Raw genomic sequence first — 21,268 nt, 5'->3', positions numbered from 1 at the left:
TGCGTATTAAATTTGTTGTTTTTTATACTGAAGGCACCCCAAATGACGAAGGAAGTGATTTAACAAAAGTTGTCAGAACTGTTCGATCACTTGTCGAAGAAGCTGGCCACGAATTCGATGCTTATACACCTAAACGACTATATCAAATGGGTGCGGGAGAATTAGTTAAAGCATATCCTGATAAATACAATTTGGGAAATAATCCTAATACCCACAAATTTGGATTATTCAGCTGGAAACCCTTTACTATTTTGCATGCTCTTTCAACCATGGAAAAAGGTGATGTCATTTTTTACCTTGATGCAAATATTGCCAAATACCCAACCCTGCGCCTTGTTATACAAAGCATAAATACGATTATCAATAAAGCCTTGAATTTTTGTGATTTTTATATTGGCAGGGAACTTACAGAACAAATTTTAAAAGCCTCTGATTTTTGTTCCATCAGACAAATTGAAGAAATAGGGGGAAATTCACTTTTTGTTCAAAATTTTCCTTTACTGATTGCCAATAATATTATTGCAAAAGTGTCTGATTTTGCATTTGATATCTTACTGGACTGGTTGGCAATGTGCAGGGTAAAAGAATATATTCTTCCTCCTACAAAAGAAGAAGAAAAAAGCCCCAATTTCAAATGGTTCTGTGCCGACCAATCTATATTAAATATGATTATTGCCAGGCATATTGAAGAAGGTTTGCTACCTTGGTTTTTCCCCAATATTTGTCATGGTAGATCCAATAATTTTTCCATTCCAAATAATGATCACATTCAATATTTGTCCCATTCAACGGAAGTTATTTGGAACAGACCGAAATTCAGAGAGCAACATCAAAAACAGATTGCAAGTACACAAATCTTTCTTGATAACATTTGTAATTCCAAAACCATTGGAAATCCATGGATAACATTAGATTACAATTTAAAAGACTGGCAAGCTGCTGATGATGCAACCTTTACACCTTTAGAAAATGATAATTATGCTTTTGCAGATGGCGACCAAAATAATTATCATCTAATCCGTATTCATGATCCAAAATTACAGAATATGGAAATTGATCTGGAAATCATAGCAAAAAAATATCCCTCTTCAGACCCCAAAATTGGTATGCATATTCAACAATGGGGAGGGATAGATTTATGCACAATCTATGAAAATAATGATAAAACGATACATCCTCATACAGTATTTGCTACTGCAACACCTTTAAAAAATAATTTTTATATGTATCATGTTAGATTCTTTAACTATCATGACACCTTATCAATAGGAACCGGTTGTCCTCAAGGACGTTATTTGGGTAAAAATAATAAGCAATTTGAATTTAGCTCAATAAAAATAAAAAGAAGATTTATTAACCCATTATAAATATATATTTTAAAATTAATTTTAATAACTAATAATTTAATTTTTAGTTATTAAATAATTTATTAATATTTATGATATGAAAAAATTAAAAGCGATCCAATTTTATAAATTTAATTGTTAATTTTAGAAAAATATAAAAAACTTCAATATGTTAATCAGACTGTTTTACCTATAGATTTTATATATAAAAATTACCAAATTAATAGATTATCTGGTACAACTATAATTCTATAAAGAATATTCTCATATAGAATCTATAAAAGATTAAACCCATCCAATGAAATGACAAAAGATAAGCAAGGGTTTCTATTAGTCAAACCGATCAATTTTTGTCAGCATAGATGCCTATCGAACATCCAATTTCATGATGGACAAAAGGTAAGTCTTTTAATTCCCATAATAAAAGACATCCTATCAGATCAAACTTATTTATCTGTCCGTATATTATACAAGCTAAACAATATTTAATATAATCATAAATAAAAACTGGTTGAAATGAACTCAACCAGTTTTAACGAAAATCAGGCTTTGTCTATAACTGATTTACCCTGAATTAATAAACCAGCCTCATTGGCACTGATTGAAATAGTATCCCCATCATAAACATCGCCTTGCAACAATAATTCTGCCAATTGATTTTGCAAATTTCGTTGTATGACACGCTTTAGAGGACGTGCACCATAAATCGGATCATATCCAGCTTCCTCCAGCCACGCATGTGCTTTTTCATCCAGATCAAGCCTAATTTTACGATCCTCAAGCAATCCTTGTAAACGCTGTAATTGTATATCCACAATTTTTGCCATATCAGCCTTTTGCAATCGACTGAACAAAACAACTTCATCCAAACGATTAAGAAATTCAGGACGAAAGTGGGCACGTACAACTTTCATAACTTCAGCCTGTACAAGCTCTGTTGACTCACCTTCTGTCTGATTAGCCAAAATTTCAGAACCAAGATTGCTTGTCAAGATTATAATCGTATTACGAAAATCTACGGTTCGCCCTTGACCATCTGTTAAACGTCCATCATCAAGAACCTGCAATAATACGTTAAAGACATCCTCATGAGCCTTTTCAACCTCATCAAACAAAATAACCTGATAAGGTCTCCTGCGAATAGCCTCTGTCAAAACACCCCCTTCTTCATAGCCAACATAACCGGGAGGGGCACCAATCAACCGTGCAACCGCATGTTTTTCCATGAATTCACTCATATCAACACGCAATATCGCTTTTTCGTCATCAAAAAGGAATGAAGCAAGCGCTTTTGCCAGTTCGGTTTTACCTACTCCAGTTGGACCTAGGAATAAAAAAGAGCCAATAGGCCGGTTTGGATCCTGCAATCCTGCCCGTGCCCGACGTACAGCATTTGCAACCGCTTTCAAGGCGGGTTCCTGCCCTACGACACGTTTACGAAGCTCGTCTTCCATTCGTAAAAGCTTAGCCCTTTCCCCTTCCAGCATTTTATCCACTGGAATACCTGTCCACCGAGATACAACCGCCGCGATCTCATTTTCAGTCACTGATTTGGAAACCAAATTCGCCTGATCCGGATGTTCATGCTGTTTGGTTTGCAAACCCTCAATTTTCTTTTGAAGTTCGGGAATAACACCATACATCAATTTAGAGGCTTGGGCCAAATTACCTTGACGTTGTGCAACCTCAACTTCTGAACGGGCCTGATCCAGCTGTTCCTGCAATTTTTGAACATCATTAACCTTATTCTTTTCAGCATGCCAGGCCGCAGTCATTGCATTTGATTTTTCTTCTAAATCAGCAATCTCAACCTCCAATGCTTCCAAACGGTCACGACTGGCTGTATCTTCCTCCCTTTTCAAAGCTTCACGCTCAATTTTTAGTTGAATCAAACGACGATCCAGCTCATCAAGCGCTTCTGGCTTGCTATCAATCTGCATCCGTAACCGGCTTGCGGCTTCATCTACCAGATCAATTGCTTTATCCGGCAAAAATCGATCTGTAATATAACGATTGGATAAAGTTGCCGCTGCCACCAGAGCACTATCACTGATCCGCACCCCGTGATGCAATTCATATTTTTCAGAAATACCCCGCAAAATTGAAATCGTATCCGCTACTGATGGTTCCCCGACAAAGACAGGCTGAAACCGCCGTGCCAAAGCTGCATCTTTTTCAATATATTTGCGATATTCATCCAGGGTTGTCGCACCAATACAATGCAAGGTACCACGTGCCAGCTCAGGTTTAATGAGATTTGATGCATCCATTGCTCCATCACTACGTCCCGCACCAACCAATGTATGCATTTCATCAATAAACAATATGACTTTTCCAGCCGCAGCTTCAACTTCTTTTAATATAGCCTTCAAACGTTCCTCAAATTCACCCCGATATTTAGCCCCTGCAACCAAGGCACCCAAATCCAAGGCTAATAACTGTTTATTCTTCAATGCCTCTGGAACGTCACCATTTACGATCCGTGATGCCAAACCTTCAACAATTGCAGTTTTACCAACTCCAGGCTCACCTATAAGCACAGGGTTATTTTTGGTACGTCGAGCCAAGACCTGAATCGTTCGACGAATTTCCTCATCTCTCCCAATCACTGGATCCAATTTTCCTTGCCGGGCAACCTCTGTCATATCCCGTGCATATTTTTTTAACGCATCAAAGGAAGCCTCCGCATTCTGGCTGTCAACCTTACGACCTTTCCGAATAGTATCAATCGCTCTTGCCAGATTTTGAGCTGTAACTCCCCCTTTTTGAAGGGCCTGACCAGCTGGTGTTTCAGATGCAGCCAAGGCAAGCAACAGACGATCCTGAGCAACATACTCATCCCCGGCCTTCGTGGCCTCTTTTTCCGCGCCATCCAAGACACGAACCAATTCTGGCATGGCTTGAGGCTGTCCAGCACCTTCGCCCTGAACTTTTGGCATGGAATCCAATGAATGTTCAACCGTTGTTTTGACAATGGCGGGTTCCCCGCCAGCTGCACGTATCAAGGAAGCTGCGGCTCCTTCCTCATCATCCAATAACGCTTTTAATAAATGCTGAGGCGTTAATTGCTGATGAAAATCACGAATTGCAATTGTCTGTGCCGCTTGAAGAAACCCTCTTGAACGTTCAGTAAATTTTTCGATATTCATAAATTTATGTCCCTTTTAAAATTAGGCAACATGCCTGCCAAAGTTTTGCCCCTCTTATGAGGCAGCGTTCCTTCGCAAAAAGAATCAATTTTTCAAAAAATAAGTATCATTTCATTACAAATTCATATTGTATGAACTTAACTTATCGAGTAAAAAAGAAAATTTTTTCTTTTCATTTGTTTATTTTATACCAATCCTCCCGATAAATGAATAAGAATCATCATAAATAAAATAAAATTCAAAATTGATGACATAACATGAATTTTCTGCCATATTATTAAGAACGCAAATCATTCTTAATGATAGAGTTAAGTTCAATTTAAATAATGACTGTTCCAAATTTAAGTATGCTTTCCCCAGGGAAATCAAGTGTTATTGATCATGTCGAAGAATTTTCTTCTCCTGATCCTATTGCAGACCGTTTACGTGATTTAGGCTTCGTACCAGGCGAAATTGTCAAAATCATTGCCTTTGGGCCATTTGGCTCAAATCCTATAGCTGTACAAATCGGATCGACCCGTTTTGCGCTGCGCCGTTCTGAAGCGGCCAGAATCATTTTACATTTGGATTGTTAATTTATGCCTGAATCATCCATATTCCCTATTTCAAAAATAGCTTTAGTGGGCAATCCAAATTGCGGAAAAACCGCTTTATTCAATCAATTGACCGGAAGTAGACAGAAAGTCGCCAATTATGCCGGGGTCACCGTGGAACGTAAGGAGGGACAATTCGTCACACCCTCCAAAAACAGGATTACCCTTATCGATTTACCGGGGGCATACAGTTTAAAAGCAACCAGCCTTGATGAAGCAGTCACCAGGGATATTTGTATGGGAAACTATCGTAACGAACCCCCACCAGATGCCTTGATCTGCGTTATTGATGCAACAAATTTGCGACTACATTTAAGATTCGCCCTTGAAATTTGCCGTCTTAAGCGCCCAATGATGATCGCTCTAAACATGAGTGACATTGCAAAAAAACGTAAAATCGACATAGATATTCCAAAACTAGAATCAATTTTGGGCATTTGCATTATCCCCACAATAGGAACCCAAAAAAACGGAATTAAAAAACTTGTCGATAATATCGACACCTCTTTTAAAATTCCAACAATTGATCTTGATAATCAAACCGATTTACATGTCGAAGTACGCAAAATTCTCCTGAAATGCGTCCATAATTCTTCTGAAAATTCTGTTCTGCTTGATGAAAAAATTGATCGATGGGTTTTACATCCCATTATTGGTCCCTTAATCCTTCTCATTTTATTATTTATCATGTTCCAGGCCGTTTTTTCATGGGCCCAACCCTTTATGGATGGTATACAGGATTTGACAGGCTGGCTTGGAAAAATCATTGCTAACTTATTACCGACAGGTCCCTTGAGAAGTTTAATTATTGATGGTGTTTTTGCGGGGGTGGGAACAACATTCGCCTTTTTACCTCAAATTCTTGTTCTCTTCCTGTGGATTTTATTCTTAGAAGAATCCGGGTATTTGCCCAGAGCAGCCTTCTTACTTGACCGCATTATGGCTTCTGTTGGATTAAATGGTCGTTCTTTCATCCCATTATTATCCAGTTTTGCCTGTGCAATTCCCGGTATCATGGCAACCCGGACAATACCTAGCGCTAGAGATCGTCTAGTTACCATTCTCATTGCACCTCTGATGACTTGTTCCGCACGATTACCAGTTTATGCTTTACTAATCAGTGCCTTTATCCCTCATAAAACCATCGGGATCATATTCAACCTGCAAGGTCTTGTCCTGTTTGGTCTTTATCTACTAGGAATCGCAAGTGCCTTTTTGGTGGCCTTACTTTTCAAAAAACGAAAAAAATCATATGATAACACCCTTTTACTAGAACTTCCCTCTTACCGTTTTCCAAGTGTTCGGAATATTTTGTTTGGATTATGGCAAAGGATTGAAATCTTTGTTAATCGCGTAGGAACAATCATCTTAACGGTCAGCATCCTTTTATGGGCTTTATCAAGTTTTCCAAAACCGCCTGCTGGTGCACAAGGTCCAGCCATTGATTGGAGTTTTGCCGGTATTATAGGTCACTGGATTCAACCCCTTTTTGCACCCATTGGTTTTAACTGGGAAATATGTGTTGCGCTTATCCTTGGATTGGCAGCCAGAGAGGTTGCTGTTACGTCTCTTGCAACTGTTTATTCCATAGCTGGTGTTGATTCTGATGCACCAGGCCAACTGGTTCATTTTCTTTCAACACAATGGAGTATAGCAACAGGACTTTCCTTTCTGGCCTGGTATGTTTTTGCTCCACAATGCTTTTCTACGTTGGCGGTTATAAAAAAAGAAACCTCTTCCTGGAAGATGGTCATAATGACAGCCTGTTATCTATTTTTTATGGCTTATTTTGCCTCCTTTACTACTTGGCATATCGCATCATTTTTTTCTTAAATCAGTTTTTAATTATATTTCTATATAATTAATAGAACATTAAATTTTATATTTATCTTTCTTTAATTGATTATAGCGTTTAATAACTTTATCCACATCCATTGTTCTTTCTTGAGGGTTAAAAGTAAGATGAGCCACCATAAAATCAGAATAAATCGCTGTTTTTTTATTTAGATATTGAGGAATAACAGCCGTTAAAAAAAACTCGTCATCAGCATGAGGGGGCAAAGACATATATCTCAATTTTTCACCACGCCAAGCAATAAAATTAATAGAATAACGTGTATTAAATTCCATGAATTGTTTTTCTAAAGACAATGAACTGGCATTATTATCTATAAAATAATCATGTAATCTTTCTGCATTTTTTCCACTTTCCCATAACGAACCGTAAACGCCTTCCCGTGGATTTTCATACTGCCCTACAGTTTCAGGAACCACTTTATTTTTTTGTTGCAAATAAGCGCAGGTCGCATTATTTACAACATTAGCGGAAACGACAAAATATTGCTCGTTCTTTTTAGTAAATTCAATAAAATCTTTTATTTTATCAAGTTCAATATAAACAATATCATCATCACATTTTAAAAATATATCATTTTCAAATTGATCATATCGAGTAGCGTAATAATGATAGGCACGGAAATATGGAGAATTTTCATACACATTTCCAATAAAACGCTTTATTTTATCGTTATTATGTACAAATTCAAAAAGTTTTATCAAAATCTGTACGCATATAAATAGAAAACTTATTATGATGCGTATACTTTGGTGGAATCTGAAAATGATAATCATCAACTTCCACAGTGGTATTACCATGAATATCCCTTTTAATAATAATGTTATTGACCAAACCATCTGATAAAACACCCGGTGTCCCTTGAATAAAAATATAAGATTTATCATCAGATGAACGTTCATAGGATAAAAAAGCTTGTTTATCTACAATGCGTATTCTTGTTTGACCATTATTCCATCCCCCTATTAACGCTTCAATAAAATAATCTCCCTTTTCCGGGACGAGAGCTAAATAAAGTTCTGAAGGAATTCTTATAGGTATTCTCACCGAAGAATTCAAATTTATATCTTGACAATATTGATAACCTGAATGACCATGTAAAAATTTTACAGAACCCAATTTTTTCAAAAAATTTCTATCTGATTCATTACGAGTAAAATCCCAAATATGCCATTCATCTATAGTTCCTTCTTTTAACATCTCGTGAACATAATCACTGAGAACCGACATTCTTTTTTCTCGACCTGCAAACGTAACCATGATTTTTTTAGACACAATACTAACTTTCTCTAAAATGAGTTTCAAATTCGAAATTAATACCATTAAGATTTTATAATTTTAACAAAATGACTTATAACAAAAAAAACACTCAAAATAAATTAGGAAAAATCCAATGCAAAATAATCTAGTTCTTTTTATTATTATTTTATGTATTTTTTACTGGTTAAATCGGTTTTTTCCAATAATTGGCAAATTTATATGGCTAGGAACTGCTTATGTACTTAAATGCATCCATGCCCCCACAACAAGCCAACAATGGGCCTTGAAACACTGTAATACTCAGAAAACATCAGGTTGTAGCAGCTGCAGTAAATGCAATAGCAAATGTCATTGAATATTATTTATTCATTTAAATAAAAAACTCATTACAAATTGTAATGAGTTTTTTTATGTCACTATTATTTTTTAAAACTAATAACGATAAGAATCTGGTTTAAATGGACCTTCAACATCAACGCCAATATAATCGGCCTGAGCTTTATTCAATTTAGACAAAACCGCACCAACTTTTTCGAGATGTAAAGCTGCCACTTTCTCATCCAAGAATTTCGGAAGGGTATAGACTTTTGCTTCATATTTACCCTTTGGTGCTGTCCATAATTCAATCTGTGCCAAAGTTTGATTTGTAAAAGAGGCTGACATCACAAAAGATGGGTGACCAGTGGCATTCCCAAGATTAACCAAACGCCCTTCAGAAAGAAGAATAATACGGTTACCATCGGGAAAAATAATCTCATCAACTTGAGGTTTAATATTTTCCCACGTGAAATTCCGTAATTTTTCAACTTGAATTTCCGAATCAAAATGACCAATATTGCAAACGATGGCACGATTTTTCATGGCACGCATATGATCAACGGTGATAATATCAATATTACCGGTACAAGTTACGAAAATATCACCGCGTGGTGCAGCCTCTTCCATAGTGACAATTTCATATCCTTCCATCGCGGCCTGTAATGCACAAATAGGATCAACCTCTGTAACAAGAACACGACAACCAGCATTTCGCAAACTTGCTGCCGAACCCTTACCCACATCACCAAAACCGGCAACAACGGCAACCTTTCCAGACATCATTACATCTGTACCGCGACGGATTGCATCGACCAAGCTTTCACGACAACCATATAAATTATCAAATTTAGACTTCGTAACACTGTCATTGACATTGAATGCCGGAACTAATAAGGTTCCTTTCTTTTCCATTTCACGCAAACGGTGAACACCTGTTGTCGTTTCTTCAGACAACCCCTTAATATTTTTTAACATCTCAGGATATTTCTGATGCATTAACAGGGTTAAATCACCCCCGTCATCCAAAATCATATTGGGAACCCAACCATTCGGACCATGAATGGTCTGTTCAATACACCAGTTAAATTCCTCCTCGGTTTCACCTTTCCAAGCAAATACAGGAATACCAGCTGCAGCTATTGCCGCAGCCGCATGATCCTGAGTTGAGAAAATGTTACAAGATGACCAACGCACTTCCGCGCCCAAGGCAACAAGGGTTTCAATTAACACAGCTGTCTGGATAGTCATATGCAAGCAGCCGGCAATTTTCGCTCCCTTAAGAATCTGTTTATCCGCATATTCTTTACGAAGAGCCATTAAACCTGGCATTTCCCCTTCAGAAATAGCAATCTCTTTCCGCCCCCAACTCGCAAGTGAAATATCTTTCACTTTGTAATCATGTTGATCTTTCATCATTTATCAATCCTTTTTATGATCAAATTAATATTATGATGTATTATTAGAGCACATATAAGAAGAGATCAATCTAATGCGTCAAAAACAAAACAGCATATTATTATGAAAAAATAAAATTTGATATTCTTTTCGCTGCTTTTTCAGTTGTTTCTAAAATATCATTTTTCTCCCATTTATCACTAGGATAGTTAATTAAAGTTTTCGCTAAATTATATTTGCTATTTTTATATCCATTTTTATTATGAATAAAACTTTGCTTTTTAGTTTTAAACCATTCATTACTGATACTTCGATTGATATTCTCTTCAAGCAAAATTTTGTTTCCCAATCTGTTAATTACATTTTCAAACTCATTCTTATCCATTTTTGCGTCATGTCGAATTGTCTCTATATTACGACCACTAGCTGGCATGATATGTTCAACATTAACCGTTTCAGAAAAATTAAATTTTAGATTTTTATTTTTAGCGTACAAATATTCATTAACAAATACCAGCATGTTTTTATCATATGTTAATATCGCGTCCTCAACCTCTTTGACATTCCATTTATCATGTATATGATCATAAAAATCCTGACAAATAACATGTTCTGGAATATTAAAATCGACCATCTTTATAATTTCTGCATATAAAAATATCTTAAATTTATTACTTGAATAACCAGCATCTCCCAACTCTAATAATGAAAATAATTTCAACAATGATTCACAGACATTTATTATTTTATCTTCGGTAATTTCATCTAATTCAAAACGATAAAGATAAGCGGCTAGATATAATTTAATATTAACATTACACTTAAGAAGTAACTTTATAATGGAATAATCTTTAATTTTATCCCATTTATATGCAATTTTTTTTAAATTATTGCATAGTAAAAATGGATTTTTTAACAAATCCTGCTCATGATCAGCATAATATCTTCTTAGACCTGGAGTTCTTACATAAATATAAGATTTCAAATACCCCTGTTCTTTAGCACGATTAATGTACATAAATTGTTGCAATACAGAATCAATTGTAACGACTTTTTTAGATTTTAATTTATTTGTTAATTGGAGAATCTCTTCCCATTGAATATTAAATTCCTCTCTTTTATCACCTACATATGAATATAATTTTGCAGAAATAATATCTGCATCTGAAAGCGGCAAACCTGTTGAATTCAATGAATTAAACATTGTAATAGCTTGTTCGACTTGCCAACTGCGTATTTCGATTACCTGACAATTTTTTAAAAAAGTTTTTGTAAATTGATTCAACCAAGAATCGCTATTTTCTCTCAATTTTTCATAAAAATTTTTAAAGTTACGAAAATAGTTTGTATATCGGTTATTATTTTTTTTATAAGGCAGTTTAAAAACTTTTTCCTCGGCATCTTCAAAATCACTGGCACCTATAATTTTATTAAATTCTTCTGGATACAATTCATTAATTGATTTATTTCCTAGTATGAGAATATTTTGTGTCTTTTTTGGATCTTTAAGCATAGAAGGTATATTTTCGGCTTCTGCTTTATACAAAATTTCCATAATTTTATTTCTATTCGCTTTAAGACCAGCTATCAATGCCTCTGAATCTTCATCTTTTGAAACAGTTTGCAGCACTTCATTTAATCGTAACAAAATGGCTTTGAGTAACAACAAAAAAGTTGTTGTACGCTGTTGACCGTCAATTAGACTGAATTGATTTTGATCCGAGCAATCAATTATAATGCTTCCAAAAAAATAAGGATCATTTGATTCACTCTCCTTAAAATTCTCTATATCTTCTAACAATTTATCACATTGTCCAATATCCCATGAATATCCCCGTTGATATTCTGGAATTAAAAAATTTTCTGTTCGATTAAGTTTTAAATATAACTCAATATTTTTAAGATTGGGTTCAATATTCTTAGCCATAATTTTTGAATTCCTGACTATAATTTTATTTTTTAGATAATTATCAAAAATTATCTTTTTTTATAAAATTGATTTAATTAACTATTAAATAACGATAATTTTGTATTTCTAACAAATATATCTAAAAGAAAAATTTCAGTAATCAAATGTAATAAATTTTATGTGAATTGAGACACTAAATCACTTATATGACCTAATTCTATCAGCTGTAATCCATTGGGGACGGATAGTTTGTTATTTCCATGTGCAATACGCTTGGGTAAAACAACTTCATCAAAACCTAGCTTAAATGCCTCTTTCATGCGTAAGTCGGCTTGTGGCACCTGTCGAATTTCTCCAGATAAACCAATTTCACCAAAATACACTGAACCTGGAGAGGCGGAATGATGGGTCAAAGCCGAAACCAAAGCTGCTGCCACGGCCAAATCCGCCGCAGGTTCGGTAATTCTCAAACCGCCTGCCATATTTAAATAAACATCCACCCCGTTAAACCGTAACGAACAACGTGTCTCCAAAATAGCAAGCAACATATTAAGGCGTGCATTATCCCATCCAATAACTGTACGTCTTGGTGCTGAATCCCCAAATTTGGGTGCCAACAAGGCCTGCACTTCCAACAAAACAGGACGGGTTCCCTCCAAACCCGCAAAAACGGCTGACCCCGCTATATGACCATGTCGCTCTGCAAGGAATAAAGCAGATGGGTTTGCCACCTCTACCAAACCCTGTCCTGTCATTGAAAAAACACCAATTTCATCTGTTGCACCAAATCGATTTTTTGCTGCCCGTAAAATACGAAATTGATGTCCTCGATCCCCCTCAAAATATAATACGGCATCAACCATATGTTCCAGGACACGCGGCCCCGCTATAGAACCTTCCTTGGTAACATGTCCCACAAAAATCAATGCAAATTCTTTCTGTTTTGCCATACGAATCAATTCAAAAGCCGCAGCCCGAACCTGACTTACCGTCCCAGGGGCCCCATTCGCCGTATCCAGCCACATTGTTTGAATAGAATCAATGATAACGAGACTTATATTTTTTTCTTTTTCCAGCGTTGAAAGAATATCCGCAACATTTATGCAGGCAGCCAGTTGTATGTTTTTTCTTTGTTCCGCATCCTCTAACCCTAACCGATTGGCACGCATTCTTATCTGGTTAACAGACTCCTCTCCTGAAATATATAAAACGGATTGTCCCTGTCTTGATAAAGCACAAGCAGCCTGCAACAATAAAGTTGACTTTCCAATGCCAGGATCTCCTCCTACCAATGTAACTGAAGATTGGACAAGACCTCCACCCAGAACACGATCAAATTCAGAAACACCAATGGACTGACGATCAGGAGGTGAAATCTCACCATCCAGCCCTGTAAACTGAATCATCCTGCCTGCATGTCCCAGTACAGAAATCGGACTTGTATCCCTGGTTTCCTCGCTAATTGTATTCCATTCACCACAAGCCTCACATCGTCCAGCCCATTTATGATAAATAGCGCCACAACTTTGACAGACAAACATTTTAACCGGCTTTTTCGCCAAAACGTCCTCTTATACTTTCATTTCCATTTTAATAGGACCTGCATAAAGACCATGTGTAAATTGATGCACGTAGGGATTCTCACTCTGCATAAGTTTACCAGCTTCACCCTGCCAAATCAGCTCCCCTTTATACAACATGGCAACCTGATCCCCGATCCGCTGGGCAGAAGCCATATCATGGGTAATGGCAATTGTTGTAGAACCCAGCTTCTTAACGCAATCAACAATCAAGTTATCAATTATTGCTCCCATGATAGGATCCAACCCTGTGGTCGGTTCATCAAAAAAGATAATTTCCGGTTTTGAAGCAATCGCACGTGCCAAGCCAACCCGTTTCTGCATCCCACCAGATAACTCACTGGGATATAAATCGCCAATATTATCTGCATCCAGACCAACAAGTTCCAAAACCCTGTTTGCCCTTTCCCTCGCCCGGGCACGACTAATTCTTGGCTGATTTTTACGATGTCCATTTAAAAGGGCAAAGGCAACATTTTCCCAGATAGGCAAGCTATCGAACAAGGCAGAGTTCTGAAACAACATACCCATTTCCTGTAATTTTTCTGCTTGCTCGGAATATGGCAATTCAAAAATATTTTTGCCATCAATTTCGATCGTACCACTATCTGGTGTCATTAACCCCAAAATACAGCGAAGCAAAACAGACTTTCCACTTCCAGATCCACCAATAATAACAAAGGAAGTTCCCTCCATTACATCCATATTAATGTTACGTAACACATGGTTGCTGCCAAAAGATTTGGAAAGATTACGTATACGAATTTTGGGATAAGTTTTGGTCATTTTGCAAAAAAGATATCCGTTAACAAATAGTCAAATACTAGCAATAAAATAGAGGCGGCAACAACAGCAGAGGTCGTCGCTGCACCAACCCCTTGTGCGCCCCCACGGCTACGATATCCATGATAACATCCCATCAAGGCAATAAGAAATCCAAAAACCGCCGCTTTCACCAAACCAATTGTAACATCAATAGGTTTCACGGCATTCATGGTCGCCGCAATATAACCCTGGGGCGAAAAACCCAATTTAATGACCGAAACAGTAAAACCACCCAGCACCCCCAGGATATCAGCAATCAAAACCAGAAATGGTAAAGCAAGCGTAGCAGCTAGCAAACGGGGAGTGACAAGATATTTGATAGGATTGGTTGATAAGGTTTTGAGCGCATCAATCTGGTTCGTCACCTGCATTGTTCCAATTTCCGCGGCCATGGCTGCCCCCACCCGTCCCGCAACCATCAATCCTGCCAAAACGGGCCCAAGCTCACGAGTGACAGCCAACACAACAATATTGGCAATCGCGCTATTTACATGATACTGGGACATACCAGTATAGGATTGTAACGCGATAACACCTCCAGAAAATAATGCAGTTAAAGCAACAACAGGTAAAGACAAATAACCTATATCAAGTAAAGATCCCAAAAAAATGCGCCAATAAAATGGAGGATAAAAAATATTTATAAATCCGCTTAATGCAAACAATGCAAGGGTACCCGTTTCCCGAACACCGTTTAAAGCCATACGACCTAACAAAGCAATCCAAATCCACGGACGTTTCAATTGATACATCTTAATTCCCGGTTAAACTCATCACAACATTATTAGCTAACGAATTGAGAAGTTGTTCAATAATATTGATTACAAGTTTTATCCTATAATTCTATTATTTTCTAATATTTATATTTAAGCATATAAACATCTTTTATTTTTAAACATTTTATATAGATCAAACATTTTAAACATCATCCTCTTCCCAAGAACAATCCACCCTTAGAATCTAATTATTATTCCCATCAATATTGAATATATCTATTGTCTATATACCACTAAACCTCTTCATTACCCTTTATAATGAACTTGTTTCAATATTTTTAAAATTTTTATTTTTTTAATTTTTAAATTAACTTAATTTAATAATCTATAAAACTGGCAATATCTTGATTAAAAATAAGGAATGTTCTGTGCGTATAGCAATGATTGGTGGAGGATATGTTGGTCTTGTTTCTGCTGCTTGTTTTGCAGAATTCGGACTTGATGTCGCTGTCGTGGAAAAGGATCCCAACCGGTTAAATGCGTTAAAGCAAGGAAATATTCCTATCTATGAACCTGGTTTGGATCTTTTGGTTCAGAATAATATCAAAGCCAATCGGTTACAGTTTTTTGAAACGATTAAAGAGGCTATTCCTGATTGTAAGGCCATTTTTATTGCCGTGGGTACACCCCCACGTAACGGTGATGGACATGCCGACATGACTTATGTCCATCAAGCAGCCTTGGAAATTGCAAAACATCTAAAAGAATATGCAATTATCGTTACCAAATCAACAGTCCCGGTTGGTACAAGCCGACGGATTGCGCAAATCATTCGTAAGGAAAATCCATCTCTTGATTTTGATGTCGCCTCCAATCCTGAATTTCTTCGCGAGGGCGAGGCCATTCAAGATTTCATGACACCTGACCGTATCATTATCGGTATTGAAAAAGACAGAAAAGATCGCGCACAAAAAGCCCAAGAAATCATGAGTCGACTTTACCAACCCTTATTTCAAAAAGAAACACCAATTTTGTTTACCAATTTGGAAAGTGCTGAACTGGCAAAATATGCCTCAAATTGTTTTTTAGCGATGAAACTTTCATATATTAACGAGCTTGCTGATCTTTGTGAACAAGTTGGAGGAAATATAGAGGAAATTGCCAATGCTATTGGATTAGACAGCAGAATCGGCAAATATTTTTTACGGCCAGGCCCAGGTTATGGCGGATCCTGTTTCCCGAAAGACACTCTTGCCCTAATTCGCATCGCCCAAGAAGCAGGCACGCCCTCACGGCTGGTAGAGGCAACCGCACAAGCTAATGATGCCAGAAAAGCAAACATAAGTGGAAGAATTATTCAATTATGTGATGGTAATGTTCACAATAAAACCATTACCATTCTGGGACTTACCTTTAAACCAAATACAGATGATATGCGGGAATCCCCATCTATTCCCATTATTCACCGTTTGGTTGAAGAGGGTGCCCAGATAAAAGTTTTTGACCCTGTTGGAAATGAAAAGGCAAAACCCTTATTACCTAATACAGTTCAATATTTTGATAGAATTAACGATGCAGCCAACCAGGCTGACGCCTTGATTATCCTGACAGAATGGAATGAATTCCGTTCTTTGACACCCAAAACCCTGAAAAACTGGATGAAAAACCCACTGGTAATCGACTTCAGAAATATTTACGATCCCAAAGTGATGAAAAGTGAAAATATTCATTATTATTCAATTGGTCGACCCCTGAAAGAAAAATTTATCATTTAAACAGTTTGACTAATTGACGCAAAGGGGACGTCACACGCCAACAGAAAGAATTCTGTATGGCCGTCAGTTCCTGTTTCAATTTTGTATTTTCCTGTTTCAAATGTTGGGCAAAACTGAATTGATAGGGTGAATTTCGGGTCTTTTCATAAACCTCTTTCCAGCTTTCAACACATTTTTCCCTATTTTTTTCCGATACAAGAAAAACCGTAAATTCATAACTCAGCTTTGATGGATCAATATCAAACCATTCCTCACAAGCCATTTTTATAAGTCCATGTTCAGCCAAATTCATCATCAGTTTCGCAAACAAACCTAAATGCAAAACCCAACAATGAATATCTTCATAATGATCAGGTATTAGTGTTCTTTCCCCCCATTCAAGAACCTCAGAAAACGGGATTTGGCTTTCCAGATTTTCTATATCAGGATATAATCCATATTCTGCATGAATTCTTGGAATATCTTTATCATTAATTTTGTTCAATGCAAAGTCCAACACCAGGTGTGTTTCAGGGTATGTAGATTTCTTTAACCAGGCAGCGAGTAAATCAGCCAACCGGGTAGGCTGCCTTTTCATATCAAAAGAATAACGACCATCTGGCAAAACCAAACGTAATTGTCCATCAGGTTTTAAAATTTGTCGTATTTCCTCAATCCATCCAATCAAGTCTGGGACATGTTCTGCAACATGAGATGCTATTACATAATCAAACTGACCATCCACACACTTCTTCAAAGCACATTCTTTTTTCCAGATATAATCAATCTCTACCAATTGACGAGAATCAAAATTGGTATTCCAGGCAAACTGCTCTTTCAGCTCTTCCGTCGACAAATGATCTGCGTAAAAAACATTTCCATTTTCTCGACATAAAACTGGATCAATCAATGCACCGATTTCCAAACATCGTGCATGTGCAAATCGAATTCCTCTATTTAAACGTTCACGACGTAATGCAATAAAAGGTTCCATAAATTCTTGACCTGAAATAAAAAAGGATTCATTAAATATAATGAATCCCTCTTTTAATCCAAATTCACTTTATAAATATAGTAAAAATGAAATTATTTCTCGATATAAATTAATTTATGATTAAGGAATTCAAAAATTCCCTCATCAGACAATTCACGACCATATCCAGAATGTTTCACACCGCCAAATGGAAGATCTGGCGCTGTCCAGGTAGGACGGTTGATAAAGACCATGCCGGTATCAATTTCCTTTGCAACCCGCTTTGCACGCTCAACATCTCTTGAAAATACGGTTCCACCCAAACCAAAATCTGAATCATTGGCCAACTCAATTGCCGCTTTTTCATCTGGAACACGGAAGAACATAACAACTGGTCCAAAAAATTCTTTATAGAATACTGGATTTTGCTTGGTAATATCGGTCAAAATGGTCGCCTCCATAAAAGCGCCTGAACGATTTGGACGTTTACCACCAATCACAGCCTTGGCACCATGTTTGACAGCTTCGGCTGTCATATCTGCAATTTCCTGTGCAGCTGCCTCACTGGATAATGGACCCAATGTCGTGCTACGATCCATTGGATCACCCATTTTCAGTTTAGAAAAACAGTCTGTAAGACGTTTCAGATATTCATCTGCAACAGATTCAACAACAATGAAACGTTTAGCGGCAACACAACATTGTCCCGTATTATTCATACGACCCCAAAGACCCCATTTGCATGCTGAATCCAGGTCGGCATCTTCAAGAACAATAAATGCATCACTGCCACCCAGTTCAAGGGTGGATTTCTTAAGATTTTCACCGGCTTTGCCAGCGACAATACTTCCTGCCTTTTCACTTCCCGTAAGCGCAACACCACGGACACGACGATCGGAAATGATTTTGTCGGTATGCTGAGATAATACATAAAGATTGGTATAAACACCTTTTGGTGCACCAGCATCAAGCATCAATTTTTCAAAAGCACCCGCACATTGTGGAACAATGGAAGCATGTTTGACCATTACCACATTTCCAGCCATCAAATTCGTTGCAACAACACGAACAAGTTGATAATAAGGGAAATTCCATGGTTCAACACAGAAAATGATACCTATTGGGTCATATTCAACATAGGCCTTGTGACCATCTTTTGGATGTAAGGTTTTTGGTGCAAGAAATTTTTCGGCATTTTCTGCATAGTAATCAAAAATGTCTGCAGTCAAATCAACTTCCGCTTCCGCTTCTGCAATGAGTTTTCCCATTTCCATGGTAACATAATGAGCAAATTCCGCCTTTTTATCACGCAAAATTGATGCGGCTTTTTTCATCACTTGACGACGAGTAGCAAAATCTGTCTTACGCCATTTTAAGTAAGCAGCTTGAGCTTCATCAATTTTAGCAGCTACTTCATTCTCCGTTAATTCCTGAAAGGTCTTCACCGTTTCATTGTTAAAGGGATTAACTGATTTATAAGCCATTTAAGCCGTCCTTTCTGCTTTCTGTTTAACGTAAATTAATACTCTATCTATAATCTTTTTTATGAAATAAGCTACCTTAATATCTAATACAAACATGCAATTTCACAATGTGCGATTAAATATTTTTCATATCTGGTTATTATAACCCATATTTTAAAAGAAATATAAAAATAAATTCTATCAATCTATTTCATTTAAAATAATTATAGTATCTATTTAAATATTGTAACTGACAATAAGGCTTTTTTATGAATAATATTCTGGTTATTGGTAGTTTAAATACTGACCTCGAAACTTCTGTTGATCATTTCCCTGAAACTGGAGAAACCCTGATCGGCGGCCCCTTACAGATTCATTGTGGTGGAAAGGGGAATAATCAGGCAATAGCAGCAGCAAAACTGGGGGCATCAGTTACAATATTGGGTGCAATCGGAAATGACCATTTTGGTCAAATGCTAATAGAAAACCTTAAAAAATATCATGTCAACATTACACCTATAAAAACCTGCAAACAAAGTCCTACTGCAACCGCATTAATAATGCATACAAATACAGATAATACAATTATTGTTACAGAAGGAGCCAATGAAAGTCTATCAGCCCAGGATATTCTCAATGCTGAATCTCTCATCAAATACCATGATATTATTCTTTTACAGCAGGAAATCCCTTTGGAAACGCAGATTGAAGCCATTGAGATTGCATATCGATTAAAAAAAATAATTGTTGTTAATCCTGCACCCTCACGACAGCTTCCTGCAGATATCATTCCAAAAATCAGTTATCTTTTACCGAACGAACATGAGATAAAAGCCTTTCGACATAATGGATCAGAAACTTACGAAGATATTATCCTGCATAGCTCTACACCCATTATCATGACATGGGGTCGCAGCGGAATACTTTTTAAAAATAAAGAAAAACAGATTCAACATATCCCCGCCTATACCGTACCAACCGTCGATACAACAGGGGCAGGTGATACATTTTGTGGCGCCTTTTGCTGTTTTCTTCATTTGGGATATGAAAAAGCGATTGAAAAAGCCTTGCAAGCTTCTGCACTTTCGGTTACACGCACTGGGGCCCAAAATGGTATGCCCACACTGAAAGAATTAACCGCCTTTCAATTTCATTAACATTTCATATCCCCAGGGAACATGTTCCTATGAGTCATACTTTTTTCCATTATGTTGATTTAATCGGAACATTTGCTTTCGCCATCAGTGGAGCTCTGGCAGCCATTAATCGTAATCTGGACATCTTTGGCGTTTTTTGCATTGCCTTTGTCACAGCCTGTGGTGGAGGAATTGTAAGGGATATCTGTATCGGTTCTTTTCCTTTAGCGGGGATGATGAATCTGGAATATCTCGTTATTGTCTTGACTTCAGTTTTCCTGGCTGCCTTTTTCCAAAAATTACTTTTACATCTCAATCATCCAACTCTGTTTTTTGATGCTATCGGATTGGGTTTTTTTGCTTCGTTTGGCGCCCATAAAGCGTTTGTTTTTACCGGAAATTGCGAAATAAGTATTTTTCTTGGAACACTTACGGCCATCGGTGGAGGAATATTGCGTGATACATTAACCGCCCTGATTCCATCCGTATTAACCAAGGAAATTTATGCCTCTGCCGCCATTGGCGGAGCCATTGTCCAAATTATGGGGGACAAGAATATTATCAGTCCCACCTTTGCTCCATGGTTTGCCATTATAATCTGTAGTGCAATTCGCTTGTTATCTTTAAAATTTAAATGGAATTTACCGTCAATCAAACAAATTCAATGAACCCTGTAATTTATCAATCTTGATATAAGGATAAAAAAAGAAAAATTATATTTGACAAAAGAAAAACTGGCTATTTTCATTAAAACAGAGTATGAACATTTTCAAAGGACCCGTAGCTCAGCTGGATAGAGCGTTGCCCTCCGAAGGCAAAGGCCATGAGTTCGAATCTCGTCGGGTCCGCCAATAGATATGTTTATCAATAAAATTAAACTTTAAATAACAATCAATTATCTCATTTTTTAATTAATATTATTCAACACGATAAATGAATCAAAAAAACAAAAAAATTAATAGTACAGAAATTTTGACTTTTTCCATGAAAAAATTA

General features: G+C 36.9%; 17 protein-coding genes and 1 tRNA gene (1 of these 18 cut by a window edge). 8 read left to right on the top strand and 10 right to left on the bottom strand.

Going from position 1 to position 21,268, the window contains the following annotated elements; translation table 11 throughout:
- Positions 1 to 1,367, top strand: partial view of a hypothetical protein gene (locus D9V35_RS00580; RefSeq protein ID WP_110439609.1) — the 3' portion only. Its footprint begins 1 nt before the window's first position; 1,367 of the gene's 1,368 nt are visible here — the last part of the coding sequence; the start codon is cut by the window's left edge — 2 of its three bases fall inside, at positions 1 to 2; it ends in the stop codon at positions 1,365 to 1,367.
- 521 nt (positions 1,368 to 1,888) lie between these two features.
- On the opposite strand, the gene clpB is transcribed toward D9V35_RS00580, so the two are convergent.
- Complete coding sequence (gene clpB, locus D9V35_RS00575; RefSeq protein WP_122122880.1) at positions 1,889 to 4,495, bottom strand: ATP-dependent chaperone ClpB; 2,607 nt, start codon at positions 4,493 to 4,495, stop codon at positions 1,889 to 1,891.
- A gap of 326 nt (positions 4,496 to 4,821) precedes the next feature.
- Here clpB and D9V35_RS00570 point away from each other — a divergent pair, with 326 nt between their 5' ends.
- Positions 4,822 to 5,070: a FeoA family protein gene (locus D9V35_RS00570; RefSeq protein WP_110439607.1), complete on the top strand. Its 249-nt coding sequence runs from the start codon at positions 4,822 to 4,824 to the stop codon at positions 5,068 to 5,070.
- 3 nt (positions 5,071 to 5,073) lie between these two features.
- On the top strand, positions 5,074 to 6,921 hold the full coding sequence (gene feoB, locus D9V35_RS00565; protein ID WP_122122879.1) for a ferrous iron transport protein B: 1,848 nt from the start codon (positions 5,074 to 5,076) through the stop codon (positions 6,919 to 6,921).
- A 39-nt stretch (positions 6,922 to 6,960) separates the two neighbouring features.
- Here the strand turns inward: feoB and D9V35_RS00560 are convergent, their stop codons facing one another.
- Entirely contained in the window at positions 6,961 to 7,647 is a 687-nt protein-coding gene (locus tag D9V35_RS00560; RefSeq protein ID WP_122122878.1) for a hypothetical protein, read from the bottom strand.
- Positions 7,631 to 8,248, bottom strand: coding sequence for a hypothetical protein (locus D9V35_RS00555; RefSeq protein WP_162988509.1), 618 nt, complete (start codon positions 8,246 to 8,248; stop codon positions 7,631 to 7,633). The genes D9V35_RS00560 and D9V35_RS00555 overlap by 17 nt, the downstream gene beginning before the upstream one ends.
- A gap of 88 nt (positions 8,249 to 8,336) precedes the next feature.
- Between D9V35_RS00555 and D9V35_RS09525 the strand changes: the two genes are divergently transcribed.
- Positions 8,337 to 8,558: a DUF6587 family protein gene (locus D9V35_RS09525; protein ID WP_408869334.1), complete on the top strand. Its 222-nt coding sequence runs from the start codon at positions 8,337 to 8,339 to the stop codon at positions 8,556 to 8,558.
- A gap of 77 nt (positions 8,559 to 8,635) precedes the next feature.
- Here the strand turns inward: D9V35_RS09525 and ahcY are convergent, their stop codons facing one another.
- From ahcY to D9V35_RS00530, 5 genes are all read right to left on the bottom strand, one after another.
- A complete protein-coding gene (gene ahcY / locus D9V35_RS00550; protein ID WP_110439612.1) occupies positions 8,636 to 9,934 on the bottom strand; it encodes an adenosylhomocysteinase in 1,299 nt (432 codons plus the stop codon).
- Positions 9,935 to 10,037: 103 nt separating this feature from the next.
- Complete coding sequence (locus tag D9V35_RS00545; protein WP_122122876.1) at positions 10,038 to 11,843, bottom strand: DUF262 domain-containing protein; 1,806 nt, start codon at positions 11,841 to 11,843, stop codon at positions 10,038 to 10,040.
- 158 nt (positions 11,844 to 12,001) lie between these two features.
- Positions 12,002 to 13,387 (bottom strand): DNA repair protein RadA, encoded by a 1,386-nt coding sequence (gene radA, locus D9V35_RS00540; RefSeq protein WP_122122875.1) that lies wholly within the window; start codon positions 13,385 to 13,387, stop codon positions 12,002 to 12,004.
- A gap of 9 nt (positions 13,388 to 13,396) precedes the next feature.
- Positions 13,397 to 14,191: an ABC transporter ATP-binding protein gene (locus D9V35_RS00535; protein ID WP_122122874.1), complete on the bottom strand. Its 795-nt coding sequence runs from the start codon at positions 14,189 to 14,191 to the stop codon at positions 13,397 to 13,399.
- On the bottom strand, positions 14,188 to 14,982 hold the full coding sequence (locus D9V35_RS00530) for an MlaE family ABC transporter permease (protein WP_122122873.1): 795 nt from the start codon (positions 14,980 to 14,982) through the stop codon (positions 14,188 to 14,190). The genes D9V35_RS00535 and D9V35_RS00530 overlap by 4 nt, the downstream gene beginning before the upstream one ends.
- Positions 14,983 to 15,386: 404 nt before the next feature.
- Between D9V35_RS00530 and D9V35_RS00525 the strand changes: the two genes are divergently transcribed.
- The gene (locus tag D9V35_RS00525; RefSeq protein WP_122124225.1) at positions 15,387 to 16,721 is read left to right on the top strand and encodes a UDP-glucose dehydrogenase family protein; all 1,335 of its coding nucleotides are present in this window, start codon (positions 15,387 to 15,389) and stop codon (positions 16,719 to 16,721) included.
- On the opposite strand, the gene D9V35_RS00520 is transcribed toward D9V35_RS00525, so the two are convergent.
- Both D9V35_RS00520 and D9V35_RS00515 read right to left on the bottom strand, forming a co-directional pair.
- Positions 16,714 to 17,694: a methyltransferase domain-containing protein gene (locus tag D9V35_RS00520; RefSeq protein ID WP_122122872.1), complete on the bottom strand. Its 981-nt coding sequence runs from the start codon at positions 17,692 to 17,694 to the stop codon at positions 16,714 to 16,716. The two genes, D9V35_RS00525 and D9V35_RS00520, sit on opposite strands and share 8 nt — an antisense overlap.
- Before the next feature lie 92 nt (positions 17,695 to 17,786).
- Positions 17,787 to 19,157, bottom strand: a complete 1,371-nt coding sequence (locus D9V35_RS00515; RefSeq protein ID WP_122122871.1) for an NAD-dependent succinate-semialdehyde dehydrogenase — start codon at positions 19,155 to 19,157, stop codon at positions 17,787 to 17,789.
- A gap of 248 nt (positions 19,158 to 19,405) precedes the next feature.
- Between D9V35_RS00515 and D9V35_RS00510 the strand changes: the two genes are divergently transcribed.
- From D9V35_RS00510 to D9V35_RS00500, 3 genes are all read left to right on the top strand, one after another.
- Positions 19,406 to 20,293 carry a ribokinase gene (locus D9V35_RS00510; RefSeq protein WP_122122870.1) on the top strand — a complete coding sequence of 296 codons (888 nt, stop codon included), beginning with the start codon at positions 19,406 to 19,408 and terminating at the stop codon, positions 20,291 to 20,293.
- Positions 20,294 to 20,322: 29 nt separating this feature from the next.
- Positions 20,323 to 20,940, top strand: a complete 618-nt coding sequence (locus D9V35_RS00505) for a trimeric intracellular cation channel family protein (RefSeq protein WP_110439597.1) — start codon at positions 20,323 to 20,325, stop codon at positions 20,938 to 20,940.
- A 106-nt stretch (positions 20,941 to 21,046) separates the two neighbouring features.
- A tRNA-Arg gene (locus D9V35_RS00500) sits at positions 21,047 to 21,123 on the top strand.
- The last annotated feature ends 145 nt before the right edge of the window (positions 21,124 to 21,268 follow it).

This window comes from Commensalibacter melissae (assembly GCF_003691365.1).
In the GTDB taxonomy this organism is placed as follows: Bacteria; Pseudomonadota; Alphaproteobacteria; order Acetobacterales; family Acetobacteraceae; genus Commensalibacter; species Commensalibacter melissae.
Note: the sequence above shows the minus strand (reverse complement) of the source record. Positions and strands in the feature narration are given on the sequence as shown.